Source organism: Burkholderia sp. MSMB2157WGS (genome assembly GCF_001532755.1).
GTDB lineage: Bacteria > Pseudomonadota > Gammaproteobacteria > Burkholderiales > Burkholderiaceae > Burkholderia.
The window spans coordinates 136,912-161,783 of record NZ_LPJG01000027.1 but is presented as its reverse complement, the minus strand read 5'-3'; the positions used below and the strand labels follow the sequence as shown (position 1 = coordinate 161,783).

General features: G+C 67.2%; 23 protein-coding genes. 18 read left to right on the top strand and 5 right to left on the bottom strand.

Features of this window, described 5'->3' with window-relative positions:
• Positions 1–36: 36 nt before the first annotated feature.
• Together hemB and yihA are read right to left on the bottom strand one after the other, a co-directional pair.
• Complete coding sequence (gene hemB / locus WT53_RS17550) at positions 37–1,035, bottom strand: porphobilinogen synthase (RefSeq protein ID WP_060260882.1); 999 nt, start codon at positions 1,033–1,035, stop codon at positions 37–39.
• 253 nt (positions 1,036–1,288) lie between these two features.
• Positions 1,289–1,948, bottom strand: a complete 660-nt coding sequence (gene yihA, locus WT53_RS17545; protein ID WP_034209737.1) for a ribosome biogenesis GTP-binding protein YihA/YsxC — start codon at positions 1,946–1,948, stop codon at positions 1,289–1,291.
• A 214-nt stretch (positions 1,949–2,162) separates the two neighbouring features.
• Between yihA and WT53_RS17540 the strand changes: the two genes are divergently transcribed.
• The 5 genes from WT53_RS17540 (at position 2,163) to msrQ (ending at position 8,307) form a co-directional block, all read left to right on the top strand.
• Positions 2,163–2,816, top strand: a complete 654-nt coding sequence (locus tag WT53_RS17540) for a cytochrome c (RefSeq protein WP_011546640.1) — start codon at positions 2,163–2,165, stop codon at positions 2,814–2,816.
• A 217-nt stretch (positions 2,817–3,033) separates the two neighbouring features.
• Positions 3,034–5,247: a cytochrome c biogenesis protein ResB gene (locus WT53_RS17535; protein WP_060260878.1), complete on the top strand. Its 2,214-nt coding sequence runs from the start codon at positions 3,034–3,036 to the stop codon at positions 5,245–5,247.
• 4 nt (positions 5,248–5,251) lie between these two features.
• Positions 5,252–6,442 (top strand): c-type cytochrome biogenesis protein CcsB, encoded by a 1,191-nt coding sequence (gene ccsB / locus WT53_RS17530; RefSeq protein WP_060260874.1) that lies wholly within the window; start codon positions 5,252–5,254, stop codon positions 6,440–6,442.
• Between the two features lie 159 nt (positions 6,443–6,601).
• On the top strand, positions 6,602–7,597 hold the full coding sequence (gene msrP / locus WT53_RS17525; protein WP_060260913.1) for a protein-methionine-sulfoxide reductase catalytic subunit MsrP: 996 nt from the start codon (positions 6,602–6,604) through the stop codon (positions 7,595–7,597).
• Between the two features lie 20 nt (positions 7,598–7,617).
• On the top strand, positions 7,618–8,307 hold the full coding sequence (msrQ, locus tag WT53_RS17520; RefSeq protein WP_034209741.1) for a protein-methionine-sulfoxide reductase heme-binding subunit MsrQ: 690 nt from the start codon (positions 7,618–7,620) through the stop codon (positions 8,305–8,307).
• Positions 8,308–8,389: 82 nt separating this feature from the next.
• Here the strand turns inward: msrQ and WT53_RS17515 are convergent, their stop codons facing one another.
• Complete coding sequence (locus WT53_RS17515; protein WP_034209742.1) at positions 8,390–8,668, bottom strand: lipoprotein; 279 nt, start codon at positions 8,666–8,668, stop codon at positions 8,390–8,392.
• Positions 8,669–8,704: 36 nt separating this feature from the next.
• On the opposite strand from WT53_RS17515, the gene cyaY reads away from it, so the two are divergent.
• Positions 8,705–9,031: an iron donor protein CyaY gene (cyaY, locus tag WT53_RS17510; protein WP_034209743.1), complete on the top strand. Its 327-nt coding sequence runs from the start codon at positions 8,705–8,707 to the stop codon at positions 9,029–9,031.
• An 85-nt stretch (positions 9,032–9,116) separates the two neighbouring features.
• Here the strand turns inward: cyaY and WT53_RS17505 are convergent, their stop codons facing one another.
• Positions 9,117–11,510: a penicillin-binding protein 1A gene (locus WT53_RS17505; RefSeq protein ID WP_034209744.1), complete on the bottom strand. Its 2,394-nt coding sequence runs from the start codon at positions 11,508–11,510 to the stop codon at positions 9,117–9,119.
• 220 nt (positions 11,511–11,730) lie between these two features.
• On the opposite strand from WT53_RS17505, the gene WT53_RS17500 reads away from it, so the two are divergent.
• The 12 genes from WT53_RS17500 (at position 11,731) to ugpQ (ending at position 23,881) form a co-directional block, all read left to right on the top strand.
• Complete coding sequence (locus WT53_RS17500; RefSeq protein ID WP_060260869.1) at positions 11,731–12,654, top strand: hypothetical protein; 924 nt, start codon at positions 11,731–11,733, stop codon at positions 12,652–12,654.
• Positions 12,651–13,307, top strand: coding sequence for a hypothetical protein (locus WT53_RS17495; protein WP_060260865.1), 657 nt, complete (start codon positions 12,651–12,653; stop codon positions 13,305–13,307). Before WT53_RS17500 ends, WT53_RS17495 begins: the two co-directional genes overlap by 4 nt.
• Positions 13,304–14,170: a hypothetical protein gene (locus WT53_RS17490; protein WP_060260861.1), complete on the top strand. Its 867-nt coding sequence runs from the start codon at positions 13,304–13,306 to the stop codon at positions 14,168–14,170. Before WT53_RS17495 ends, WT53_RS17490 begins: the two co-directional genes overlap by 4 nt.
• Positions 14,167–15,798, top strand: coding sequence for a type IV pilus secretin PilQ (locus WT53_RS17485; protein WP_060260857.1), 1,632 nt, complete (start codon positions 14,167–14,169; stop codon positions 15,796–15,798). Before WT53_RS17490 ends, WT53_RS17485 begins: the two co-directional genes overlap by 4 nt.
• Before the next feature lie 40 nt (positions 15,799–15,838).
• Positions 15,839–16,393 (top strand): shikimate kinase, encoded by a 555-nt coding sequence (locus tag WT53_RS17480; RefSeq protein WP_060260854.1) that lies wholly within the window; start codon positions 15,839–15,841, stop codon positions 16,391–16,393.
• A complete protein-coding gene (aroB, locus tag WT53_RS17475; protein WP_034209749.1) occupies positions 16,390–17,469 on the top strand; it encodes a 3-dehydroquinate synthase in 1,080 nt (359 codons plus the stop codon). Before WT53_RS17480 ends, aroB begins: the two co-directional genes overlap by 4 nt.
• Before the next feature lie 40 nt (positions 17,470–17,509).
• Positions 17,510–18,718, top strand: a complete 1,209-nt coding sequence (locus WT53_RS17470; RefSeq protein WP_060260850.1) for a deoxyguanosinetriphosphate triphosphohydrolase — start codon at positions 17,510–17,512, stop codon at positions 18,716–18,718.
• Positions 18,719–18,806: 88 nt separating this feature from the next.
• The gene (gene ugpB, locus WT53_RS17465) at positions 18,807–20,141 is read left to right on the top strand and encodes a sn-glycerol-3-phosphate ABC transporter substrate-binding protein UgpB (protein WP_034209751.1); all 1,335 of its coding nucleotides are present in this window, start codon (positions 18,807–18,809) and stop codon (positions 20,139–20,141) included.
• 97 nt (positions 20,142–20,238) lie between these two features.
• Positions 20,239–21,123 (top strand): sn-glycerol-3-phosphate ABC transporter permease UgpA, encoded by an 885-nt coding sequence (gene ugpA / locus WT53_RS17460; RefSeq protein WP_060260846.1) that lies wholly within the window; start codon positions 20,239–20,241, stop codon positions 21,121–21,123.
• Positions 21,120–21,965 carry a sn-glycerol-3-phosphate ABC transporter permease UgpE gene (gene ugpE, locus WT53_RS17455; protein ID WP_034209753.1) on the top strand — a complete coding sequence of 282 codons (846 nt, stop codon included), beginning with the start codon at positions 21,120–21,122 and terminating at the stop codon, positions 21,963–21,965. Before ugpA ends, ugpE begins: the two co-directional genes overlap by 4 nt.
• A 32-nt stretch (positions 21,966–21,997) precedes the next feature.
• Positions 21,998–23,083, top strand: a complete 1,086-nt coding sequence (locus WT53_RS17450) for a sn-glycerol-3-phosphate import ATP-binding protein UgpC (RefSeq protein ID WP_034209754.1) — start codon at positions 21,998–22,000, stop codon at positions 23,081–23,083.
• Between the two features lie 27 nt (positions 23,084–23,110).
• Positions 23,111–23,881 (top strand): glycerophosphodiester phosphodiesterase, encoded by a 771-nt coding sequence (gene ugpQ, locus WT53_RS17445; protein WP_059827568.1) that lies wholly within the window; start codon positions 23,111–23,113, stop codon positions 23,879–23,881.
• A gap of 188 nt (positions 23,882–24,069) precedes the next feature.
• Here ugpQ and WT53_RS17440 read toward each other — a convergent pair whose 3' ends face one another.
• The gene (locus WT53_RS17440; protein ID WP_034209756.1) at positions 24,070–24,801 is read right to left on the bottom strand and encodes an OmpW family protein; all 732 of its coding nucleotides are present in this window, start codon (positions 24,799–24,801) and stop codon (positions 24,070–24,072) included.
• Positions 24,802–24,872: the final 71 nt, after the last annotated feature.

Genomic DNA, 24,872 nt, shown 5'->3' with positions numbered 1-24,872 from the left:
TCCCGCCGTTTTTACTGGTGCCGCCGGCGCGCGCGATCAGCGCTGCGCTTTCAGCAGACGCGCGGCATCGAGCGCGAAGTACGTGAGCACGCCGTCGGCGCCTGCACGCTTGAACGCGAGCAGCGATTCGAGCACGACCTTGTCGTGGTCGAGCCAGCCGTTCATCGCGGCCGCCTTCAGCATCGCGTATTCGCCGCTCACCTGGTACACGTAGGTCGGGAAGCGGAACTCGTCCTTCACGCGGCGCACGATGTCGAGATACGGCATGCCGGGCTTGACCATCACCATGTCGGCGCCTTCGTCGATGTCGAGGCGCACTTCGCGCAGCGCTTCGTCGCTGTTCGCCGGATCCATCTGGTAGGTCATCTTGTTGCCCTTGCCCAGATTGGATGCCGAACCGACCGCATCGCGGAACGGGCCGTAGAACGCCGATGCGAACTTCGCCGAATAGGCCATGATCCGCGTGTGGATGTGGCCGTCGCTTTCCAGCATCTCGCGGACCGCGCCGATGCGGCCGTCCATCATGTCCGACGGCGCGATGATGTCGACGCCGGCTTCCGCCTGCGCACGCGCCTGGTCGACCAGGATCTCGATCGTGTCGTCGTTGATCACGTAGCCGTTTTCGTCGAGCACGCCGTCCTGGCCGTGGCTCGTGTACGGATCGAGCGCGACGTCGGTCAGCACGCCCAGTTCGGGGAAGCGCTTCTTCAGCTCGCGCACGGCGCGCGGGATCAGGCCTTCCGGATTGGCCGCTTCGCGGCCGTCGGGCGTTTTCAACGACGGCTCGATGGCCGGGAACAGCGACAGCACGGGCACGCCGAGTTCGACGCACTGCTCGGCGACGTGCATCAGCAGATCGACCGACACGCGTTCGACGCCGGGCATCGACGGGACCGGCTGACGTTCGTTGGTGCCTTCGACGACGAACACCGGGTAGATCAGATCGTCGGTGGTCAGGCGGTTTTCGCGCATCAGGCGGCGAGAGAAGTCGTCGCGGCGCATCCGGCGCGGACGATGAAGCGGATGGAAGCTCATGGCGATTTGGCAGAAATCAGGGCAAGAAGGACCTTACGGAACCCTTAGGTCATTTTCGAGATCGTTGGTATATGATAGCGATCGAGCGGTACGCGTTGCGTGCAGCTCCCCGCTTCTCCTCCCTGAGCGGGTGCCTGTCGTTTTTCGATTAGGCTGTTTGACCCGCCGTTCAACGGCGGGTTTTTTTATGAGCCGGCCGAATTCGCAGGTGCCGTCAGGTGCGCACGACCGATCCCAGCCGCGCGTTGCCCGCTCATTGTGCTACAGGCTCGCTTTTTTCGTCGGCGACGGACGGCCGCAGCCAGCTCTCGATCAGTTCATGGGCCTCGTCGAGCCCCGTGCGCTTCAGCGCCGAGAACAGCTGGACCGTCAGCTTGCCCTGCACGCCCTGGTCGCGATACGCGTCGAGCCCCTTCTGCGTATTGCGCAACGCGTTGATGCTTTCCTGGCGCGTCAATTTGTCGCACTTGGTCAGCAGCGTGTGGATCGGCTTGCCGGTCGGCGCGAACCACTCGATCATGCGTCGATCGAGATCGGTCAGCGGACGGCGCGAATCCATCATCAGGATCAGGCCGCAAAGCTGCGAGCGCGTCGCGAGATAGGACGACAGCAGCATTTCCCAATGCGCCTTCGCGGCGCCGGGCACTTCCGCATAGCCGTAGCCGGGCAGGTCGACGAGGTTCGCGACGGGCTCGGCGGCCGGGCCGACGGAGAAGTAGTTGATATGCTGCGTGCGGCCGGGCGTCTTCGACGCGAAGGCCAGCCGCTTCTGGTTGCAGAGCACGTTGATCGCCGTCGACTTGCCGGCATTCGAGCGGCCCGCGAACGCGATTTCCGGCTGAACCGTCGGCGGCAGGTCGCGCAGATGGTTGACGGTCGTGTAGAAGCGGGCTTGATGGAGCAGAAAGGCCATGGGAACCGGAAGGACGGGCGGCGCGAGCCGCTTGGTGGAGGCGGGGTAGCCCCGATAGGCGCGGGAGCTTTCAGCACGATATTGTACAATACGGCGGTTTTACCGAAGCCCACCGGGCGCCTGCCTCGCGCTTTTATGTGGCTTCTGCGGTAGACTGGACGCCGTCGTTTTTTGCAGAACCTCAAATTCCCACAAGACGAAACAGGGTGTGCGAATGAATCGACTGTGCAAGTCTCTGATGGTGCTTCAGGTTGCAGCAGGGTTCGTAGGTTTCGTAGCGGAGGCAAATGCGGCAGATGCGGCCAAGCCGGATCTCGACCGCGGCAAGGCGATTGCCGGGCAAGTCTGCGCGTCGTGTCACGGCGCCGACGGCAATAGTGCGTCGGGCAGTTTCCCGAAGCTTGCCGGCCAGCATCCCGAATATCTGGTCAAGCAGTTGAACGACTTCAAGACGCAGCCGGGCGCGAAGGGGCCGGTGCGGAACAACGCGGTGATGGTCGGATTCGCGAGCGCGTTGAGCGCGGACGACATGCGCAACGTCGCCGCGTACTACGGGTCGCAGACGACGAAGCTCGGTACCGCACGCGATGCGGCGACCGTGCCGGTCGGCCAGAAGATCTATCGCGGCGGCATCGCGGAAAAGGGCGTACCCGCCTGTGCGAGCTGCCACGGCCCGACGGGGCAGGGGATCCCGGTTCAGTACCCGCGTCTGTCGGGGCAATGGGCCGATTACACGGTCGCGCAGTTGACCGCGTTCCAGCAGGGTGCCGGCGCGCGCAACAACAACGAGGCGATGCATCAGATCGCGTCGCGGCTGTCGGATACCGAGATCAAGGCCGTCGCGGATTACATCGCGGGCCTGCGTTGAGCGGTCGGCTGCGAATGGAATGACCGGGCGCCCGAAGGGCGGCCGGAGTCAGAACAAGAAAAGGGTGGGGCGCCGCGCCGTCGCGGTTGCCTCGCCCTTCTTTTTTGTCGGCACTCGCCGGGCCGAGCCGGATGGAGCGGCTTGCGGGCGATGGGGGCTGCGCCCCCGAAGCGAACATAGTGAGCGTGGGGGGTGTTTCCCCTTAGTCGGAGTTTGAATGAGCGTTACCACGTCGGGGTTGCAGTCGAAGTCGAGTCAGGGTGCGTCGAAACGCGCGGTCGAGCTGCTGAGCTCGATGCGCTTCGCGATCGCGCTGCTGGTGGTGCTGTCGATTGCGAGCATCATCGGCACGGTCCTGACCCAGGACGATCCGTATCCGAACTACGTGAACCAGTTCGGGCCGTTCTGGGCGGACATCTTCCGCTCGCTCGGCCTGTACAACGTGTACAGCGCGTGGTGGTTCATGCTGATCCTGATCTTCCTCGTCGCGTCGATCTCGCTGTGCGTGATCCGCAACGCGCCGAAGATGCTCGCCGATGCGAAGAGCTGGAAGGACAAGGTCCGCGAAGGCAGCCTGCGCGCATTCCACCACAAGGCCGAGTACACGGCGTCCGGCACGCGCGCGAGCGTCGCGGCCACGCTCGGCACGTTCGTCGCGAAGGCCGGCTACAAGCACGTCGTGCGTGAAACCGACGGCGCGACGCTGATCTCCGCGAAGCGCGGCGCGATGACCAAGTGGGGCTATATCTCCGCGCACCTCGCGATCGTCGTGATCTGTATCGGCGGCCTGCTCGACAGCAACCTGCCGATCAAATTCCAGATGTGGATGTTCGGCAAGAGTCCGGTCAACACGAGCGCGACGATCAGCGAGATCTCGCCCGACCATCGCCTGTCCGCGTCGAACCCGACGTTCCGCGGCTATGCGTGGGTGCCGGAGGGTCAGTTCGTGTCGACCGCGATCCTGAACCAGCCGAGCGGCTCGCTGATTCAGGATCTGCCGTTCTCGATCCAGCTCGACAAGTTCATCGTCGATTACTACACGACGGGCATGCCGAAGCTGTTCGCAAGCGACATCGTCGTGATCGATCGCGAGACCGGCCGGAAGATCCCGGCGCGAGTCGAGGTCAACAAGCCGTTCACGTACAAGGGCGTGTCGATCTACCAGTCGAGCTTCCAGGACGGCGGCTCGCAAATGCAGATGACGGCCTATCCGATGACGGGCAGCCACGCGGCGACCTTCCCCGTGAAGGGCACGATCGGCAGCTCGGCGCCGCTGCAGGTCCCGGGCGCCGACGGCGATACGATCGAGTTCTCCGATTTCCGCGCGATCAACGTCGAGAACATGGCCGACGCGAGCGGCAAGCCCGATGTGCGCGGCGTCGCGACGACGAGTTCGCTGAAGGAAGTGTTCGACGAGCGGCTCGGCTCGGGCGCGAAGACGTCGAAGCCGACGCAGCTCCACAACATCGGCCCGTCGGTGCAGTACAAGATCCGCGGCAAGGACGGCCAGGCGCGCGAATTCAACAACTACATGCTGCCCGTCGACATGAACGGCGAGCGCGTGTTCCTCGCTGGCGTGCGCGCGAGCCCGAACGACCCGTTCCGCTACATGCGGATTCCGGCCGACAGCCAGGATTCGATCGGCGAATGGATGCGCCTGCGCGCCGCGCTCGAGGATCCGGCCGTGCGCACGGAAGCCGCCGCACGCTTCGCGCAGCGCTCGCTGCCGGGCGATGCATCGCTGCGCGGACGTCTGCAGAACAGTGCATCGAAGGTGCTGACCCTTTTTGCGGCGAGCGACGACAGCGTCGGCCGCGGCGCGGACGGCCAGCCGGTCGGTGGCTTCCAGGCAGTGGCGACCTTCATCGACCGCTCGGTGCCGAAGGGCGAGCAGGAGAAGGCCGCGAGCCTGCTGCTGCGGATGCTCGAGGGCTCGATGTGGGAGGTCTGGCAGATCGCCCGCGAGCGTGCCGGCGAGCCGGCGGCGCAGCAGGGCACCGACACGATCCGCTTCGTGCAGAACGCGATCAATGCGCTATCCGACAGCTTCTTGTATGGATCGCCGGTCTATTTGCAGCTTGACTCGTTCAAGCAGGTGCAAGCTTCGGTATTTCAGCTGACGCGCGCACCCGGCAAGAATCTGGTGTATCTTGGCAGCCTGTTGCTGGTCGCCGGCATCTTCTCGATGTTCTACGTGCGCGAGCGGCGACTCTGGTTCTGGCTGAAGGACGCCGGTTCGGGCGTCGATGTGGTGATGGCAATGTCCACGGCCCGCAAGACCTTCGATTTCGAGAAAGAATTCGTGCAGACACGCGACGCGGCCGGCGCCGCCTTGCGCGCTGCACCTCGCGACGCCGCGCCCGCCGGTGCGGCGTCGACGGCCCGTCCGCCTGCCGGCGGCGGTTCCGATTCCGAGAATTCCACCCGGTAACATCATGGATCTCACGCAAGTTTCCTCTTCCCGTACGGCGCCGGCTGCGGCGCCGGCATCGTCGCCGCTGTTCGACGACCGTCCGTTCCTCGCGCGCCTGTCGCTGTTCGACTGGCTGTTCGCCCTGGCGCTGGTGGCGGGCGCGGGCTATGCGCTCGTGCACTACAACGCGCACATGGATTACTACGACAAGGCGGTGATGGTCGGCACCGTGCCGGCGCTCGTCGCGCTCGGCTGGCGCTGGAAGCCCGCGCGGCTGATGATGGCGTCGATTGCCGTGCTGTCGCTGCTGTCGATCCAGATCTACCAGGGCGATCTCGCCCGCGCCGATTCGGCGTTCTTCCTCAAGTATTTCCTGTCGAGCCAGTCGGCGATCCTGTGGATGAGCGCGCTGTTCGTGCTCGCGACGATCTTCTACTGGATCGGCCTGCTCGCCCGCTCCGAAACGGGTGCCGCGATCGGCCAGAAGCTCACGTGGGTCGCCGTGCTGATGGGCTTCACGGGGTTGATGGTGCGCTGGTACGAGTCCTACCTGATCGGTACGGATGTCGGGCACATTCCCGTGTCGAACCTCTATGAAGTGTTCGTGCTGTTCAGCCTGATCACCGCGCTGCTTTATCTGTATTACGAAGGCCACTACGGCACGCGCTCGCTCGGCGCGTTCGTGCTGCTGGTCATCAGTGCGGCGGTCGGCTTCCTGATGTGGTACTCGGTCGCGCGCGATGCGCAGCAGATCCAGCCGCTCGTGCCGGCGCTGCAAAGCTGGTGGATGAAGATACACGTGCCGGCGAACTTCATCGGCTACGGCAGCTTCGCGCTGTCGGCGATGGTGTCGGTCGCGTACCTGATGAAGGAGCGCGGGATCCTCTCCGATCGCCTGCCGACGCTGGAAGTGCTCGACGACGTGATGTACAAGTCGATCGCGGTCGGTTTCGCGTTCTTCACGATCGCGACGATCCTTGGCGCGCTGTGGGCGGCCGAAGCGTGGGGCGGCTACTGGAGCTGGGACCCGAAGGAAACCTGGGCGCTGATCGTATGGCTGAACTACGCGGCGTGGCTGCACATGCGGTTGATGAAGGGCCTGCGCGGCGCGGTGGCCGCGTGGTGGGCGCTCACCGGCCTGCTGGTCACGACGTTCGCGTTCCTCGGCGTCAACATGTTCCTGTCCGGGCTGCACAGCTACGGCAAGCTGTAAGATTTCCGCCGCTCGTCCGACCCTACGACCGCCGGTGCACTGTGTGCCCGGCGGTTTTCTTTTGTAACGGGCGGGCGAACCGGGCGTCGAACGGCGCGTGACGGGCCGGGTCGAACGCTCATGAAGCATGCGCGCCGCGCATGCGGGAGGAACTGCACGATGTGGATCAAACGCCCTTTGCGTAACGTACTGACCGGCGCGGATATCGCGCCGAGCGAGATCACCCCGCGCGCGGTGTTCGAGAACCGGCGGCGCGTGTTGCAGGCGGCCGGCCTCGCGGCCGCGGGCGGCCTGTTCGGCGCCAGCGGCGCGGCGCTCGCCGCGTATGCGTCGCCCGACCCGCGGGCGGCGAAGCTCGCGGCAAAAACGAACCCGACATTCGTCGCCATCGACAAGGTGACGCCGTTCAAGGACATCACGTCCTACAACAACTTCTACGAATTCGGCACCGACAAGAGCGATCCGGCGCAGAACGCCGGCACGCTGCGGCCGCGTCCGTGGCGCGTGAGCGTCGAAGGCGAGGTGCAGCACCCGAAGGTGTTCGATCTCGACGAGTTGCTGAAGCTCGCGCCGCTCGAGGAGCGCGTGTACCGGCTGCGCTGCGTCGAGGGCTGGTCGATGGTGATTCCGTGGATCGGCGTGCCGCTGTCCGAGCTGATCAAGCGCGTGCAGCCGACCGGCAACGCGAAATACGTGCAGTTCGTCACGCTGGCCGATCCGTCGCAGATGCCGGGCCTGTCGACGCCCGTGCTCGACTGGCCGTATTCGGAAGGGCTGCGCATGGACGAGGCGATGCATCCGTTGACGCTGCTGACGATGGGCGTCTACGGGCAGGTGCTGCCGAACCAGAACGGCGCACCGGTGCGGATCGTCGTGCCGTGGAAGTACGGCTTCAAGAGCGCGAAGTCGCTCGTGAAGATCCGCTTCGTCGACAAGCAGCCGAAGACGAGCTGGAACACGTACGCGGCGAACGAATACGGCTTTTATTCGAACGTGAACCCGAACGTCGATCATCCGCGCTGGAGCCAGGCGACCGAGCGGCGTATCGGCGAGGACGGCTTCTTCACGCCGAAGCGCAAGACGCTGATGTTCAACGGCTACGGCGATCTGGTCGCGTCGATGTATCAGGGCATGGACCTGAAGAAGAATTTCTGAGCGCGACCGTGAGAAACGACATGCCTCCTTCGACGCTCACGTCCTCCGCCCGCGCCGCGGGCGACGGGCCGGCCGCGCGCACGGCGCGGGCCGGTGCGAGCCGCCCCGTTGCGCCGCGCTGGGTCGCACCGGCCAAGGTGCTGGTGTTCGCGGCCGGCCTCTATCCGCTCGCGCGCATCGTGCTGTTCGGGCTGACCGATCGGCTCGGCGCGAACCCGATCGAATTCGTCACGCGCTCGACGGGCTTGTGGACGCTCGTCCTGTTGTGCATCACGCTTGCCGTCACGCCGGTGAGGCGCATGACGGGTTTCGCGCCGCTGCTGCGCTTTCGCCGGATGATCGGGCTGTTCGCGTTCTTTTACGCGACGCTGCATTTCACGACCTACCTGTGGTTCGACAAGTGGTTCGACGTCGTCGCGATCCTGAAGGACGTCGGCAAGCGCCCGTTCATCACGGTCGGATTCGCGGCGTTCGTGCTGCTGATTCCGCTCGCCGCGACGTCGCCGCGCGCGATGGTGCGCCGGCTCGGTCGCCACTGGGCGACGCTGCACAGCGCAATCTATGCGATCGCGCTGTTCGGCGTGCTGCACTTCTGGTGGATGCGGGCCGGCAAGCACGATCTCGCGCAGCCGAAGCTCTACGCGGCGATCGTCGCCGCGCTGCTCGGCTGGCGACTGGTTGCGTGGGGATGGCGGCGCGTGCGCGCATGACGGGGCGGCCCGGAAAAAGCAAAAGGCGATGACCGAATGGTCATCGCCTCGTTTCGAGCGCCGCGCGGGCGGCAGCGCGGCGTTACTTCGTGGCGGCCGGGCCCGATGCCGGGGCGGGCAGCGTCGATGCACTGCTCGACAACTCGGGCGACAGCGCGAGCGGCGAGCCGGACGTGTCGGGCGTCTCGTCGGACGACGCGTTTTCGTCGGTCGGTTTCACGTCCGACGGCGGCGTGTCCTGTTGCTGGATCGGCTTGGGCATCGGCGGCACAGTGGGCAGATAGAGCGCGCCGCTTTGACCGCAGCCGGCAAGAATCGCCAAAGCCGCTACAATCGCGCTCATCCGGAAAACGACTCGCATGATCGTCCCTGAACAATTTAACCGATAGAGTTTAGCATGTCCGATACCGAATACCTGGCCCGTGCAGAGGCCGTGCTGGCGGCCGTCGAGCGTACCGTGGACGCCGCGAACGACGGCGATCACGACATCGACCTGGAGCGCAACGGCAGCGTGCTGACGCTGACGTTCGAGAACGGCTCGAAGATCATCGTCAACCTGCAGCCGCCGATGAAGGAAGTGTGGATTGCCGCGAAGGCGGGCGGATTCCACTACCGTTTCACCGACGGCGCATGGCGCGATACGCGCACGGGCACCGAGTTCTTCGCGGCGCTCACCGAGTACGCGACCCAGCAGGCAGGCCTGCCGATCACGTTCAGCGCGTGACGGCCGGGGCACTGCCCCCCCCCCAACGTCGTGCCCAACGAAAAAGCGCCCCGTGGGGCGCTTTTTTCATGGCCGGGGCCGCGGGTCAGTGGCCGCGGAACAGGTTCATGATGTCCTGCTTTTCCTGTTCGTCGACGTGCGGTACGGCCTCGTCGACGTTCTGGGCGGCCGGCGCCTGCGGCACGCCGACCGTCGACACGAAGCCGTGACCCGGCGTGAACTCGGTGAAGTACAGCTCGCCGCCGAGCGATTCGACGCCGTCGGGCGCCGTCGGCTTGAACTCGGGCACGCCCTTGAGCGCCGCACCCATGTAGTCGATCCAGACCGGCAGCGACAGGCCGCCGCCGGTTTCGCGATCGCCGAGGCTGCGCGGATTGTCGTAGCCGATCCACGCGATCGCGGCGAGCGTGTGCTGGTAGCCGGCGAACCACGCGTCGTGCGAGTCGTTCGTCGTGCCGGTCTTGCCCGCGAGGTCGGTGCGCTTCAGCACGTTGGTCCGCGCGCCCGTGCCGCGCTGCGCGACGCTCTGCAGCAGGCTGTTCATCACGTAGGCGTTGCGCGCGTCGATCGCGCGCGGCGCGTTCTGCTCGGCGACGAGCGGCTGCGCGCGCGCGACGATCGCGCCGTTCGGATCGGTGACTTCGGCGATCAGGTACGGATTGATGCGGTAGCCGCCGTTCGCGAAGACCGAATACGCGCCCGCCATCTGCAGCGGCGTGACCTGGCCGGCGCCGAGTGCCATCGGCAGGTAGGCGGGATGGCGCTCGGCGTCGAAGCCGAAGCGCGTGATGTATTGCTGCGCGTATTTCGTGCCGATGTGGTTCAGGATTCGGATCGAAACGAGGTTGCGCGAGCGCTGCAGCGCGGTGCGCATCGACATCGGGCCCTCGAAGCCGCCGCCGTAGTTCTTCGGCTCCCACGGCTGGCCGCCGGTTTCCGCGGCGCTGAAATACAGCGGGCCGTCGTTGATCACGGTGGCCGGCCCGAGGCCCTTGTCGAGCGATGCCGAGTAGATGAACGGCTTGAACGACGAACCCGGCTGCCGCCACGCCTGCGTGACGTGGTTGAACTTGTTCTTGTTGTAGTCGAAGCCGCCGACGAGCGAGCGGATCGCGCCGTCCTGCGGGACGATCGACAGGAACGCGCCTTCGACCTGCGGCAACTGCGTGATCGACCATTTGCCGGCGTCGTTCTTCACGACGCGGACGATCGCGCCGGGGCGGATGCGGCGGTTCGGCTGCGCGTTGGCGGACAGCGCGCCCGACGCGAAGCGCAGGTTGTCGCCCTCGATCGTCGCCGTGCTGCCGTCGATGAACGCAATCGTGATCTGGCGCGGGCTCGCGGCCGTCACGACCGCGGCGATCAGCTCGCCGTTGTCGGGGTGCTCGAGCAGCGCGTCGTCGATCGCCTGTTCGCGATCGTCGGCACCGGCCGGCAGCTCGATGAAGCCCTCCGGCCCGCGATAGCCGTGGCGGCGCTCGTAATCCATGATGCCCTTGCGCAGCGCGGTGTACGCGACCTGCTGGTCCGCGGAATCGATCGTCGTGACGACGTTGAAGCCGCGCGTGTAGGTTTCCTCGCGATACTGCGCGTACATCATCTGTCTGACCATTTCGGCGACGTACTCGGCATGCACGCTGAAATCGCGGCCCGGCCCCTTGACGACGAGCGGCTGCGCGGCGGCTTCGTCGTACTGTTCGCGCGTGATGAAGTTCAGCTCGAGCATCCGCTGCAGGATGTATTCCTGACGCACCTTCGCGCGCTTCGGGTTCACGACGGGGTTGTACGCGGACGGCGCCTTCGGCAGCCCCGCGAGCATCGCGGCTTCCGCGAGCGTGATGTCCTTCAGGTCCTTGCCGAAATAGACCCGCGCGGCGCTCGCGAAGCCGTACGCGCGCTGGCCGAGATAGATCTGATTCATGTAGACCTCGAGAATCTGATCCTTCGTCAGCGCGCGCTCGATCCGGTACGCGAGCAGCATCTCGTAGATCTTGCGCGTGTAGGTTTTCTCGCTCGACAGGAAGAAGTTGCGCGCGACCTGCATCGTGATCGTGCTCGCGCCCTGCGACGCGTGGCCGTTCGTCAGCGCGACGAAGCCGGCGCGGATGATGCCGGTGAGATCGACGCCGCCGTGATCGTAGAAGCGCGCGTCCTCGATCGCGAGGATCGCCTTCTTCAGCGAGTCGGGCACGTCCTTGAAATGGACGACGTCGCGGCGCTCCTCGCCGAATTCGCCGATCAGCACGTGATCCGACGTATAGATGCGCAGCGGCACCTTCGGCCGATAGTCGGTCAGCGCGTCGAGCGACGGCATGTTCGGCCACGCGACGACGAGCGCGTAGCCGAGCACGAGGCCGCCGGCCACGACGAGGGCCACGCACATCGCGGCGAAGCCGAGCAGGACTTTTTGCCACCAGGGTCGCTTCTTCGGCTCCGGGGCGGGAGGCGGGGACGTAGGAGTCGTGGATTGCATAGGCATACCGGAAAACAGTCCCGCGATTATAGCTGCCCGGTAAGACCGGTCCTGACGCGGGGGCCGCCCGTCGGAAAGCCGCGGGTCGGCGTGCCGTCAGCATAGTCCGGGCGCGGCCGCCACGAGCGGATACTGGCCGTCTGGCCGACTGTCGGCCGCACGCGTCGCTTTGCAGAATCAGGTCTCGGAAACGCGGCGTGGGCCGCGACGATCTCGGGAGGCTGGGATGGCAGGACGATGGGTGGCGCGGTTTGCACCGGGCAGGCATCGGTCGACGGGAATCGACGTCGGTGCGCACGAAGTGAGGGTGGCCGTGCTGAGCCGGCGCGGCCGGGACGCGGACGTGCGCGTCGAGGGGCTCGAGCGTGAACCGGTCGGGTTGGCGGACGGGCCGGAAGACGCGCGCTGGGCGGCGGTCGCGCGGTCGCTGGCGGCAGCCGTGGCGCGGCTGTCGGCGTCCGATGTGCGGTGCGACGCGCACGGCGTGATGGCGCTGCACGACGACGAGATGCGCACCGCGACGCTCGATCTGGCCGGGCGCGGCGACATCCCGGATGCCGCGCGGCAGGCGGCCGAGCGCATCTCGGGGCTGGCGCCGGACAGTCTCGCGTTCGACTGGCGGCACTACGGCGGCGCGCGGTCCGGCGAGATCGCGGTGGCGGTGGCGCCGCTGGCACTGCTCGAGCGGCGGATCGACGTGGCCGCCCAGGCCGGTATAGACCTGACGGTGATCGACGGCGAGTCGGCCGCCGTGCTGCGCGCGCTGCGCTATGCCGCGCAGTTCGAACTCGACGCGCAGGGCGCCTACGCGGCGCTCTGGTTCGGCGACACGGGCGTGCGCGGCTGGCGAATCGAGGGCCCGTCGACCACCCCGGCGCTCGCGCTGTCCGGCACGTTGCCGGAGGCACTTCCCGATGCGTTGCGCCGACGTGTGTTCGGGGCCGTGCGTTGCGTACTCGTTGCCGGGGACGAGCGATCTATCGCCCGCTTCGATACGTCCGTCGCCGAGATTGGCGACGTACTCGGCACGGCGGCGGTCCCGTTCGACTGTGCGGGCTGGGATGGCCAGCCGCGCGCGCGCGCCGGCATGCCGGGCGGCCCGGCGTTTGCCGTCGCAGTCGGGTTGGCGTTGCGCGGGGTGTGGGAATGACGGCCGATCACGTGGCGGCGAACGGAGGCGGGGCGGTGGCGGCCGGGCAGGCGGGACGGGCGATATTCGGCGACTTCAACCTGCTGCCGTACCGCGAACGATTGGCGCAGGCCTTACGGCGCCGTCGGGCCGCGCAGTGCGGTGTGGCGATCCTGCTCGGCATGCTCGGCGCCGGCCTGTGGACGGGTGCCGCCGTGTTGTCGCGGTGGCGAGTGGACGCCGAGCGCGCCGGCGTGGAGGCGCGGCTGCGGCAGTTGCAGCCGCAAGTGGCCGTTGCGACGCGCGCCGCCCGTGCCGCCGCCGCCATCGCGCAGCGCGAAGCGCAGGCGGCTGCGCTGGCTGCGCCTTACCGGCGCGTGGCAGGGTTGCTGGCGACCCTGAAGCAAGTGCGCGCCGATCATGTCCGGCTCGACGCACTGCGCATGACGACGACCGGCGCCGTGCTCGACGCGCGCGCCGCGAGTTACCGGGCGGCTGCGCGGTGGCTCGCCGCGATGGCGCGCGAGCAGCGCGACTGGCGGATCGATATCGAGACGTTGAAGCCTGCGTCGGATGCGCCGGCTTCCGCGGCCGGGATGCCGTTCCTTTTCTCGGTGCAGTTGCGCTGGCACGACGCGATGTCGTCGCGGACGGTGTCGGGAGGTGGCGCATGACAGCGCTCGTGCATCGGCCGGCGCTGCACGCAGGCGCCGGGGTGGGCCGCATGCCGCGCGTGTCGCCGGCGGCCGTGCACGTCGCGGGTTGCGTGCTGGCATTCGTTGCCGTGTCGGCCGGCGGCATTCATCTGGCGAATACGGCCGACTGGAGCGGGCTGGCACACGGTCGCGCGTTGCTCGCCGCAGCGCAGGCGCGTGAGGCCGACGCGCAACGCGTGCTTGCTTCCGCCGGACAACGGCGTGACGGGCATCGTGCGTCGACACGCGACGATCGGTTGCCGGATGCGCCGGAATGGGCCGAGTTGATGCTGGAGCTGGCCGATGTCGCTGCATCGAGCGGGCTGCAGGGTGTGTCGATCGAACCGCAGCGCGCCGATGGCGCGGCACCGGACGGCCGGCGCACCGTGCGCATCGTCGCGGATGGCGGCTTTGGCGCGCTCGTGCATATGGTCGGCGGGCTGGCGCGCTTGCCGGTGTTGGCCGTACCGTCGGCGCTGCGTATCGAGCGTGGCATGTCGGCGGTGCGGGTGGATATGTCCGTCGACGTGTTTCCGGCGCTGCCGGCAGCCACCGCCGCGGCGGCCGACACGCCGGTTCGTGCCGCTGCGTCCGACGCCGATCCGTTCGGTGAGGCTGGCCCGACCGAAGCGGCGGGGCGCGCAGCTCGTCTTGCCGGCACGATTCGCGATGCGCGTACCGGTCTCGCGTTGTTCGACGACGGCGGCGGCGCGTTCACGACCGTCGCGCCCGGCGAGGTGCTGGGGGCCGCGCGCGTAGTGCGCGTCGATCGCGCTGCCGTGACGCTTGCGACGGCGGACGGATCGCAGCGGCTCGTCCTGGACGACGGAGGCCGGCCATGACGAAACACGGCTGGTGGGTGTTTGTCGTCTGGGCCGGCATGACGGCGGCTGACGCAACCGCGTCGTTGCCGCCGCTGCCGGCGGTCTGGCCGGCCGGGTCGACGGAGGTGTCGGTGCCGGGCCTGTCGCAGCCGTTGCGCGTGGCTGACGGCGTGGACGGCGCGGTAGCGGACGACGCCGGCCCGTCGCCGTTCGATCAGGCGGCGCGTGCGGCGCGGCAGACGGAAACCGCCGCACCGCTCCCCACGCTGGAGGGGCCGCCGATCCCGCTGGCGCCACCGGCCCGAATGAGCGACCCCGCGGCGCAGCAATCCGGCGATGCAGACGACGCGCGGCGGATCTCGCTGAATCTGCAGGGCGCCGGCCTCGCGGCTGCGTTCGACGCGATCGCGCGGTTCACGGGGCTCAATATCGTCGTCGGCGAGCAGGTGCGCGGCACGGTGACGTTACGTCTGAACAACGTCCGCTGGCGCGAAGCGTTCGACACGCTGCTCGACACGCACGGGCTCGCGATGTCCCGGCGGGGCAACGTGATCTGGGTCACGCCGGCAACCGAACTGGCTGCGCGCGAACGCGAGCGCTTCGAAATGCATGCGCGGGCCGCCGATCTGGAGCCGCTCGCGAGCCGTACGTTCGCGCTGCACTATCCGCGCGCGCAGGACTTGCAACGGCTGCTGGCCGGCGCGACCGGCCAGCGCCTGCTGTCGAAGCGCGGCGCCGCGGCGGCCGATCCGCGCACGAACCTGCTGTTCGTGACCGATCTCGCGCCGCGCCTCGCTCAGATCGCGGGCCTGATCGACGCGATCGACCGGCCGTCGCGGCAGGTCCGCATCGAGGCCCGCATCGTCGAGGGCGAGCAGGGTTTCTCGCGCAACCTTGGCGCGCGCGTCGCGCTGCGTGCGCAGGGACGGCCGTCGTCGGCCGAGGGTGCGTCGTTCACGGCGGACGCGCGCAACGCGCTGGATCTCGCCGCGCGGCCGCTCGGCGGTTTCGACGCGGCGACCGCCGGCTTCACGCTGTTCGCCGCGCCGCTCAGCCGCGTACTCGACATCGAACTGAGTGCGCTAGAGGCACAGGGTCGGGGCCAGATCGTTTCGCGTCCGCGGGTGGTGACGGCGGACCGCGTCAAGGCCATCGTCGAACAGGGCTCCGAGCTGCCGTACCAGGCGAAGGTCGGCAATGGCATGAGCGGCGTGCAGTTCCGTCGCGCGACGCTCAAGCTGGAGGTCGAGCCGCAGATCACGCCGGACGGGCGCGTGGTGCTCGATCTCGACGTCACCAAGGACAGCGTCGGCGAGCCGACCGCGGCCGGCCCCGCCATCCATACGAAGCACGTGCAGACGCGCGTCGAGGTCGAGAATGGCGGGACGGTCGCGATCGGCGGCATCTATGAACAACTGAACCGGAACGATGTGACGCGCGTGCCGCTCTTGGGCAAAATACCGTTTCTGGGCGCGCTTTTCCGGCACCGCGCGCAGCGTGACCAGCGTAACGAACTGGTCGTCTTCATCACGCCGACCGTCGTCGACGCGCGTTGCGGCGCATCCGACACGGGCGACGTGGACGCCGAGAAAACGGGGCCGGAAGCCGCCGGCGCAGGCTCGACAAGGCAGCCGCTTTGCCAGTAAGCTGCGCCACACACCAGCAAGATTGAAGCAGAGGAAGCCGTTGCAAGCGCGGGACCCACATGCAAACGTATTTTTCGTCGGCCTTATGGGAGCGGGTAAGACCACCGTGGGCCGTGCGGTCGCGCGTCGTCTCGACAGGACGTTCTTCGACTCCGACCACGAAATCGAGGCCCGTACGGGCGCGCGCATTCCGGTGATCTTCGAGCTGGAGGGCGAGGCCGGGTTTCGCGATCGCGAAACGCAGGTCATCGCCGATCTCGCGCAGCGCGAGAACATCGTGCTCGCGACGGGCGGCGGCGCGGTGCTGCGCCCGGAAAATCGCGTCAGCCTGAAAACCCACGGCATCGTCGTCTATCTGCGCGCCAATCCGCACGATCTGTGGCTGCGCACGCGCAAGGACAAGAACCGCCCGCTATTGCAGACGGAAGATCCGAAGGGGCGTCTCGAAGCGTTGTACGAAGTGCGCGACCCGCTGTACCGCGAATGCGCGGATTTTGTCATCGAGACCGGCCGTCCGTCGGTCAACGGTCTCGTCAACATGGTGCTGATGCAACTCGAACTGGCCGGCGTGATCGCCAAGCCGCTACAAGCATGATTACTGTCAACGTCGATCTGGGCGACCGCGCCTATCCGATTCATATTGGCGCTGGCCTGATCGGCCGCACCGAGCTGTTCGCTCCCCACATCAACGGTTCGTCCGTCACGATCGTCACGAACACGACGGTCGATCCGCTCTATGGCGACGCGCTGCGCGCGGCGCTCGCGCCGCTCGGCAAGCGCGTGTCGACGGTCGTGCTGCCGGACGGCGAGGCGTACAAGAACTGGGAAACGCTGAACCTGATCTTCGACGGCCTGCTCACCGATCACGCGGATCGCAAGACGACGCTCGTCGCGCTCGGCGGCGGCGTGGTCGGCGACATGACGGGCTTTGCCGCCGCGTGCTACATGCGCGGCGTGCCGTTCATCCAGGTGCCGACGACGCTGCTGTCGCAGGTCGATTCGTCGGTCGGCGGCAAGACGGGCATCAATCACCCGCTCGGCAAGAACATGATCGGCGCGTTCTACCAGCCGCAGGCCGTGATCGCGGACATCGGCGCGCTGACGACGCTGCCCGATCGCGAACTGGCGGCGGGCGTCGCCGAAGTCATCAAGACGGGCGCGATCGCCGATGCCGAGTTCTTCGACTGGATCGAGGCGAACGTCGGTGCGCTGAACCGTCGCGAGCCGGCTGCACTCGCGCATGCGGTGAAGCGTTCGTGCGAGATCAAGGCGAGCGTCGTCGCGGCCGACGAGCGCGAAGGCGGCCTGCGCGCGATCCTGAATTTCGGCCACACGTTCGGCCATGCGATCGAAGCCGGGCTCGGCTACGGCGAATGGCTGCACGGCGAGGCGGTCGGCTGCGGGATGGTGATGGCGGGCGACCTGTCGGTGCGGCTCGGTCTCTTCGACGAAGCGTCGCGGCAGCGCCTCGATGCGGTGATCGCGGCCGCGCATCTGCCGACCCGCGGGCCCGCGCTCGGCGACGCGCGCTACATGGATCTGATGCGCGTCGACAAGAAGGCCGAGGCCGGCGCGATCAAGTTCATCCTGCTGAAGCGATTCGGCGATACGCTGATCACGCAGGCGCCGGACGAAGCGGTATTCGCTACACTGGCGCAGACGACCCACTAACGGCGGCGCGGATGTGCCGGCGCCCTGACATGGAGGAGACGTGAGCGAGACATCCAGCCGCACACTGCCCGAAGCCGGCCGCGCATCCGCCGCGCCGGTGGCCGAGCCGCCGACGCTGGCGGCGCTGGAAGCCCATCTCGCTCCGTATGCCGCGCACGCGTCGCAGTCGCGCGGCCGCCGCCATCCGGAAACCCCGCCGGCGGCGCGCACCGAATTCCAGCGCGATCGCGACCGCATCGTCCATTCGACCGCGTTTCGCCGGCTCGAATACAAGACGCAGGTCTTCGTCAATCACGAAGGTGACCTGTTCCGCACACGCCTCACGCACAGCCTCGAAGTGGCGCAGATCGCGCGCTCGGTCGCACGCAACCTGCGCCTGAACGAGGATCTCGTCGAAGCGATCTCGCTCGCGCACGATCTCGGCCATACGCCGTTCGGCCATGCCGGGCAGGACGCGCTGAATGCGTGCATGCGCGAGCACGGCGGCTTCGAGCACAACCTGCAAAGCCTCGCCGTGGTCGACGAGCTCGAGGAGCACTACGGCGCGTTCAACGGATTGAACCTGTGCTTCGAGACGCGCGAAGGCATCCTGAAGCACTGCTCGCGCGAGAACGCGCGCAAGCTCGGCGCGCTCGGCGAGCGCTTCCTGCAGGGCCGCCAGCCGTCGCTCGAAGCGCAGCTCGCGAACATCGCCGATGAAATCGCGTACAACAACCACGACGTCGACGACGGCCTGCGCTCCGGCCTGATCACGATCGAGCAACTCGCGGAAGTCGAGCTGTGGCAGCGTCACTACGACGCCGCGCTCGCCGAATTCCCGCATCTCGAAGGCCGCCGTCTCGTGCACGAGACGGTGCGCCGCATCATCAACACGCTGATCGTCGACCTGATCGACGAGACGACGCGCAATCTCGTGCGCGTCGCGCCCGCGTCGCTCGACGACGTGCGCGACGCACCGCCGCTCGTGTCGCACAGCCCCGAGGTCGCCGCGCAGGCAGCGGCCCTCAAGCGCTTCCTCTTCAAGAACCTGTATCGCCACTACAAGGTGATGCGCATGGCGAGCAAGGCGCAGCGCGTGGTCACGGGCTTGTTCGACGCGTTCATCGACGATCCGCGCCTGCTGCCGCCGCCGTACCAGTCCGACGACGCGGCGCAGCAGCCGCGTCTCGTCGCGCACTACATCGCCGGCATGACCGACCGCTTCGCGCTGAAGGAATACCAGCGCCTGTTCGTCATCAACGACAACTGACTGTCACAAACGATCACTAGACTTCGCCGGTTCAATGGCGACGGGAATGTTGCACACGCTGTTGGTAACGTTTTCATAGGAGAGGTCGATGAAGAAGAAGCCTGCGGGGACACTGGTTCGGTCGATCGCGCTCGGCGGCGCGTTGATGTTCGGGGCGCAGCACGTCGCGCTCGCCGCGACGGAAATCCAGTTCTGGCATGCGATGGAGGCCGCGCTCGGCGAGCGGGTCAATGCGATCGCCGACCAGTTCAACGCGTCGCAAAGCGACTACAAGATCGTGCCGGTCTTCAAGGGCACCTACGACCAGGCGCTCGCGGCCGGCATCGCGGCCTATCGCAGCGGCAACGCGCCGGCGATCCTGCAGGTGTACGAAGTCGGCACGGCGACGATGATGCAGGCGAAGAAGGCGGTCGTGCCCGTCTACGACGTGTTCAAGCAGGCCGGCGTGACGCTCGACGAAAAGGCGTTCGTGCCGACCATCGCGAGCTACTACAGCGACGCGAAGACGGGCCACCTGGTCTCGATGCCGTTCAACAGCTCGACGCCGGTGCTGTACTACAACAAGGACGCGTTCAAGAAGGCGGGCCTCGATCCGAACCAGCCGCCGAAGACGTGGGCCGACGTGAAGGCGGATGCCGAGAAGCTGCGCAAGTCGGGGATGGCCTGCGGCTTCACGACCGGCTGGCAGGGCTGGATCCAGCTCGAAAACTACAGCGCGTGGCACGGGCTGCCGTTCGCGAGCCGCAACAACGGCTTCGACGGTACGGACGCCGTGCTCGAGTTCAACAAGCCGCAGCAGATCGCCCATATCGCGTTCCTGCAGCAGATGGCGAAGGACGGCACGTTCACGTACGCGGGCCGCAAGGATGAAGCGTCGGCGAAGTTCTACAGCGGCGACTGCGGGATCCTGACGACGTCGTCGGGGGCGCTCGCGAACGTGCAGAAATTCGCGAAGTTCAGCTACGGCACGGGGATGCTGCCGTACGACGCGGACGTGAAGGGTGCGCCGCAGAACGCGATCATCGGCGGCGCGAGCCTGTGGGTGCTGGCCGGCAAGGATCCGGCGACCTACAAGGGCGTCGCGAAATTCCTCGCATACCTGGCAACGCCTGCCGTCGCCGCGAAGTGGCACCAGGATACGGGCTACCTGCCGGTGACGACCGCCGCGTACGACCTGACGCGCCAGCAGGGCTTCTACGCGAAGAACCCGAGCGCCGAAACCGCGATCAAGCAGATGTTGAACAAGCCGCCGCTGCCGTACACGAAGGGGCTGCGGCTGGGCAACATGCCGCAGATCCGCACGATCGTCGACGAGGAGTTCGAACAGGTCTGGGCGCAGAAGAAGTCGCCGAAGGACGCGCTCGATTCGGCCGCCTCGCGCGGCGACGAACTGCTGCGCCGCTTCGAGAAGTCGGGCGGCTGAGCGCGCATCGGGTTCGTGCCGCCGGCGGCGCCGCGCGTCAGCGCGTGCCGTCCGGCGGCGCGGTTTCCCTTCCGTTTCGCCTGACCGGACACCCGCGATGCAATCCCGTTCCCGTTTCGGTACGAGCCCGGTGCCGTACCTGCTGATCGCGCCGCAGCTCGCGATCACCGCCGTGTTCTTCCTGTGGCCGGCCGGCGTCGCGCTGTGGCAGTCGACGCAGACGCAGGACGCGTTCGGCACGTCGAGCGAGTTCGTCGGCTTCGCGAACTTCGCGCACCTGTTCGCCGATCCGCTGTATCTCGATTCGTTTCGCACGACACTCGTGTTCAGCTCGCTCGTCACGGTGAGCGGGCTCGTCGTGTCGCTGCTGCTCGCCGCATGCGCCGACCGCGTGATCCGCGGCGCGCGCGCGTACCGCGCGCTGCTGATCTGGCCGTACGCGGTCGCGCCGACGATCGCGGCCGTGCTGTGGGCGTTCCTGTTCAACCCGAGCATCGGCCTGATCACGTATGCGCTCGCGAAGGGCGGCATCGTATGGAACCACGCGCTGAACGGCGGTCAGGCGATGTTTCTCGTCGTGCTGGCGTCGGTATGGAAGCAGGTGAGCTACAACTTCCTGTTCTTCTACGCGGGGCTGCAGGCGATTCCGCGCTCGCTGATCGAGGCGGCGGCGATCGACGGCGCGGGGCCGGTGCGGCGCTTCTTCAACATCGTGCTGCCGCTGCTGTCGCCGACGAGTTTCTTCCTGCTGGTCGTGAACCTCGTCTACGCGTTCTTCGACACCTTCCCGGTGATCGACGCGGCCACCGGCGGCGGCCCGGCGCAGAGCACCAGGACGCTGATCTACAAGATCTTCGCGGAAGGCTTCCAGGGGCTCGACATCGGCAGCTCGGGTGCGCAGTCGGTCGTGCTGATGATCATCGTCGTGGGGCTCACGGTGATCCAGTTCCGCTTCGTCGAACGCAGGGTGCAATACGCATGATCGAGAATCGCAAGGGCTTCGACCTGTTCTGCCACGCGGTGCTGATCGCCGGCGTCGTCCTGATCGTGTTCCCCGTCTACGTCGCGTTCTGCGCGGCGACGATGAACGCGCAGGAAGTGTTCACGGTGCCGCTATCGCTCGTGCCGAGCACGCACCTGTTCGAGAACGTCGCGTACATCTGGGGGCACGGCAGCGGCGGCACGACGGCGCCGTTCGGCCGCCTGCTCGTGAACAGCTTCGCGATGGCGCTCGGGATCGCGGTCGGCAAGATCGCGGTGTCGATCCTGTCCGCGTACGCGATCGTCTATTTCCGCTTCCCGTTTCGCAACACGGCGTTCTGGCTGATCTTCGTCACGCTGATGCTGCCGGTGGAAGTGCGGATCTTCCCGACCGTGCAGGTCGTGTCGACGCTGCATCTGACGAACACCTATGCGGGGCTCGCGATGCCGCTGATCGCGTCGGCGACCGCGACGTTCCTGTTCCGTCAGTTCTTCATGACGCTGCCCGACGAACTGATGGATGCGGCGCGCATCGACGGCGCGGGCCCGCTGCGCTTCTTCTGGGACGTCGTGCTGCCGCTGTCGAAGACGAGCATCGCCGCGCTGTTCGTGATCACGTTCATCTACGGCTGGAACCAGTATCTGTGGCCGATCCTGATCACGACGGAAGCGTCGCTGTCGACGGCGGTGGTCGGCATCAAGACGATGATCGCGAGCGGCGACGCCGCGACCGAGTGGCAATACGTGATGGCGGCGACGCTGCTGGCGATGATCCCGCCGCTCGTCGTCGTGCTGGCGATGCAGCGCTGGTTCGTGCGCGGCCTCGTCGATTCCGAGAAATGAACGACCGACGGTAACCGGGAGAAGGACCAGGTATGGCTGCACTGAGCTTGAAGGGCGTCAGGAAATCCTACGACGGCAAGCAGCACGTGCTGCACGGCATTGACGTGGAGATCGCCGACGGCGAATTCATCGTGCTGGTCGGCCCGTCGGGCTGCGGCAAGTCGACGTTGCTGCGGATGATCGCGGGGCTCGAGTCGGTGACGGACGGCGAGATCGCGATCGGCGACCGGGTCGTCAACACGCTGGAGCCGAAGGATCGCGACATCGCGATGGTGTTCCAGAACTACGCGCTGTATCCGCACATGACGGTCGCGCAGAACATGGGCTACGGGCTGAAGATCCGCGGCATCGAGCGCGCGACGATCGATGCGCGGGTGGCCGCGGCCGCGAAGATCCTCGAGCTCGAGCCGCTGCTCGCGCGGCGGCCGCGCGAGTTGTCGGGCGGCCAGCGGCAGCGCGTCGCGATGGGGCGCGCGATCGTGCGCGAGCCGTCGGTGTTCCTGTTCGACGAGCCGTTGTCGAACCTCGACGCGAAGCTGCGCGTGCAGATGCGGCTCGAGATCCAGCGGCTGCACGCGCGGCTCGCGACGACGAGCGTGTACGTGACGCACGACCAGATCGAGGCGATGACGCTCGCGCAGCGCGTGATCGTGATGAACCGCGGTTACGCGGAACAGATCGGCGCGCCGGTCGACGTGTACGAAAAGCCGGCGACGGTGTTCGTCGCGGGCTTCATCGGCTCGCCGGCGATGAACCTGCTGCACGGCCGGCTGTCGGAAGACGGCGCGACCTTCACGGTCGCGGGCGGCGGCCCCGCGCTGCCGGTCGCCGGCGCGCCGGGCATCGGCCGCGAAATCGCCGCCGGGCGCGACTGGGTGCTCGGCGTGCGTCCCGAACACATGACGCCGCAGCCGGGCGTCGCGCAGGCGACGCTGCCGGTCGATTCGTGCGAGCTGCTCGGCGCGGACAATCTCGCGCACGGCCGCTGGGGCGATCACGACGTCGCGGTGCGCCTGCCGCACGCGGACCGTCCCGCGCGTGGCACCGCGCTGGCGGCGGCGTTGCCCGCGCACCGGCTGCATTTCTTCGATCCCGAAACCGGCAAGCGCGCCGGCTGAAACCGTCCGACTGCCGGGAGACCGACGATGACGATCCGCACCGACTGGCCCTATCCGCGCGTCGTCGCCCATCGCGGCGGTGGCACGCTCGCGCCGGAGAACACGCTTGCCGCGCTCGACGAAGGCGCGCGGCGCGGTCACCGGATGGTCGAGTTCGACGCGAAGCTGTCGGCTGACGACGTGACGTTCCTGCTGCACGACGATACCGTCGACCGGACGTCGAACGGCCACGGCGCGGCGGCGGGCATGCGTTATGCGGCGCTGGCCGCGCTCGACGCGGGCGCGTGGCGCGATGCGCGCTTCGCGGGCGAACGGATGCCGACGCTCGAGGCCGCGGCGGCGCGCTGCATCGCGCACGGGCTGGCCGCGAACGTCGAGATCAAGCCGTGCCCGGGGCGCGAGCGCGAAACGGGGCGGCGCGTGGCGGCCGACGCGGCCGCGTACTGGCGCGATGCCGCGGTGGCGCCGCTGCTGTCGTCGTTCTCGTTCGACGCACTGCAACAGGCGCGCGCGTCCGCGCCGGCGCTGCCGCGCGGAATGCTCTACGAAGTCGTGCCGGACGACTGGCATGCGCAGGTCGTCGACGCGCTCGGCTGCGTGTCGTTGCATGCAGACCACACCCGCCTCGACGAACCGCTCGTGCGCGCGATCAAGGCCGCCGGGCTGCGCATCCTGGTTTACACGGTGAACGACCTCGAACGGGCGCGCGAACTCGCGCGCTGGGGCGTCGACGCGGTCTGCACCGACCGCATCGACCTGATCGCGCCCGATGCGCTGGACGACATCGACGTCGTCTGACGGCCACGACCGCGGCCCCGACCGCGGCGGCGTCCGGTAAAACCCTTGCCCGGAACGTGCCCGACGCGAAAAAACGACGCCCCGACGGGAGGCCCGCCGGGGCGTTTTGCATCGTGGAGACGTTACGCCACGAAAAATCCGCTACAAATTGCAGCAGGATTAACCATTCCCCAAATATTCGACTACGCTTAGAAACGGTAGCCGACGTTCAGGTACGTGACGATCGGGTTCAGCGAGATGTGGGCCTTCGACGTTTCCGTCAGCGTCCCGACCGGCGTCCGGCGGGCCGTCGTGAAGGTCGCGGTCACGCTGACGGGGATGTACGAGAGCGACAGGCCCGCGAACCAGTGTTTCGTGAAGTTGTACGTGAACCCAGCGTTGAAGACGGGGGCCCACTGGTTGCTCGTCGTCGCGCTGGTGGGGCCGCCGAGCACGCCGTTCTCGAAGCTGCCGTTCGTGATTTTCGCGCCGGTGAACCAGACATACGTCGCGCCGATGCCGACATACGGACGGAACTTCGCGTTGGCGTCGTTGAAGTGGTAGCGGAGCAGTACGGCGGGGCTCCACTGGTACGCGCGGCCGAGTACGCCGAATCTTTCGAACTGACCCTTGCCGGTAATGTCGAACTTCGGCGGTATCCCCATAACGAGCTCGGTGGAGATATGGTCGGTGATGAAGTAGCCGGTTGCGAGCCCAAGCGTGTCGGCGTCGCTGATACCGGCGCCGGTGTTGGGAATCGACTGGTTGATGGGCGTACCGCCTACGCCGTAGACGAACAGCGGGTCGCTGCTGTCCTGCGGCGAAAGGTGGAACCAGCCGGTGCTGACGTAGAAATCACCCGCGGATTGTGCGTGTGCCGTGCCGCCCGCGAACGCGAATGCGAGCGCTGCGGCCCCCGTAATGGCCAGTTTTCGTTTCATTGTGTCTCCTCCGATCAAAGGCGTGCTCATTATGACGACTGCGTTTAAAACCAAACAAGCTCGTAAGTTAG

Coding starts and splice junctions, on each gene's coding strand:
- hemB (WP_060260882.1), bottom strand. CDS start 1,035: ATGAGCTTCCATCCGCTTCATCGTCCGCGCCGGATGCGCCGCGACGAC.
- yihA (WP_034209737.1), bottom strand. CDS start 1,948: ATGGCCTTTCTGCTCCATCAAGCCCGCTTCTACACGACCGTCAACCAT.
- WT53_RS17540 (WP_011546640.1), top strand. CDS start 2,163: ATGAATCGACTGTGCAAGTCTCTGATGGTGCTTCAGGTTGCAGCAGGG.
- WT53_RS17535 (WP_060260878.1), top strand. CDS start 3,034: ATGAGCGTTACCACGTCGGGGTTGCAGTCGAAGTCGAGTCAGGGTGCG.
- ccsB (WP_060260874.1), top strand. CDS start 5,252: ATGGATCTCACGCAAGTTTCCTCTTCCCGTACGGCGCCGGCTGCGGCG.
- msrP (WP_060260913.1), top strand. CDS start 6,602: ATGTGGATCAAACGCCCTTTGCGTAACGTACTGACCGGCGCGGATATC.
- msrQ (WP_034209741.1), top strand. CDS start 7,618: ATGCCTCCTTCGACGCTCACGTCCTCCGCCCGCGCCGCGGGCGACGGG.
- WT53_RS17515 (WP_034209742.1), bottom strand. CDS start 8,668: ATGCGAGTCGTTTTCCGGATGAGCGCGATTGTAGCGGCTTTGGCGATT.
- cyaY (WP_034209743.1), top strand. CDS start 8,705: ATGTCCGATACCGAATACCTGGCCCGTGCAGAGGCCGTGCTGGCGGCC.
- WT53_RS17505 (WP_034209744.1), bottom strand. CDS start 11,510: ATGCCTATGCAATCCACGACTCCTACGTCCCCGCCTCCCGCCCCGGAG.
- WT53_RS17500 (WP_060260869.1), top strand. CDS start 11,731: ATGGCAGGACGATGGGTGGCGCGGTTTGCACCGGGCAGGCATCGGTCG.
- WT53_RS17495 (WP_060260865.1), top strand. CDS start 12,651: ATGACGGCCGATCACGTGGCGGCGAACGGAGGCGGGGCGGTGGCGGCC.
- WT53_RS17490 (WP_060260861.1), top strand. CDS start 13,304: ATGACAGCGCTCGTGCATCGGCCGGCGCTGCACGCAGGCGCCGGGGTG.
- WT53_RS17485 (WP_060260857.1), top strand. CDS start 14,167: ATGACGAAACACGGCTGGTGGGTGTTTGTCGTCTGGGCCGGCATGACG.
- aroB (WP_034209749.1), top strand. CDS start 16,390: ATGATTACTGTCAACGTCGATCTGGGCGACCGCGCCTATCCGATTCAT.
- ugpB (WP_034209751.1), top strand. CDS start 18,807: ATGAAGAAGAAGCCTGCGGGGACACTGGTTCGGTCGATCGCGCTCGGC.
- ugpA (WP_060260846.1), top strand. CDS start 20,239: ATGCAATCCCGTTCCCGTTTCGGTACGAGCCCGGTGCCGTACCTGCTG.
- ugpE (WP_034209753.1), top strand. CDS start 21,120: ATGATCGAGAATCGCAAGGGCTTCGACCTGTTCTGCCACGCGGTGCTG.
- WT53_RS17450 (WP_034209754.1), top strand. CDS start 21,998: ATGGCTGCACTGAGCTTGAAGGGCGTCAGGAAATCCTACGACGGCAAG.
- ugpQ (WP_059827568.1), top strand. CDS start 23,111: ATGACGATCCGCACCGACTGGCCCTATCCGCGCGTCGTCGCCCATCGC.
- WT53_RS17440 (WP_034209756.1), bottom strand. CDS start 24,801: ATGAAACGAAAACTGGCCATTACGGGGGCCGCAGCGCTCGCATTCGCG.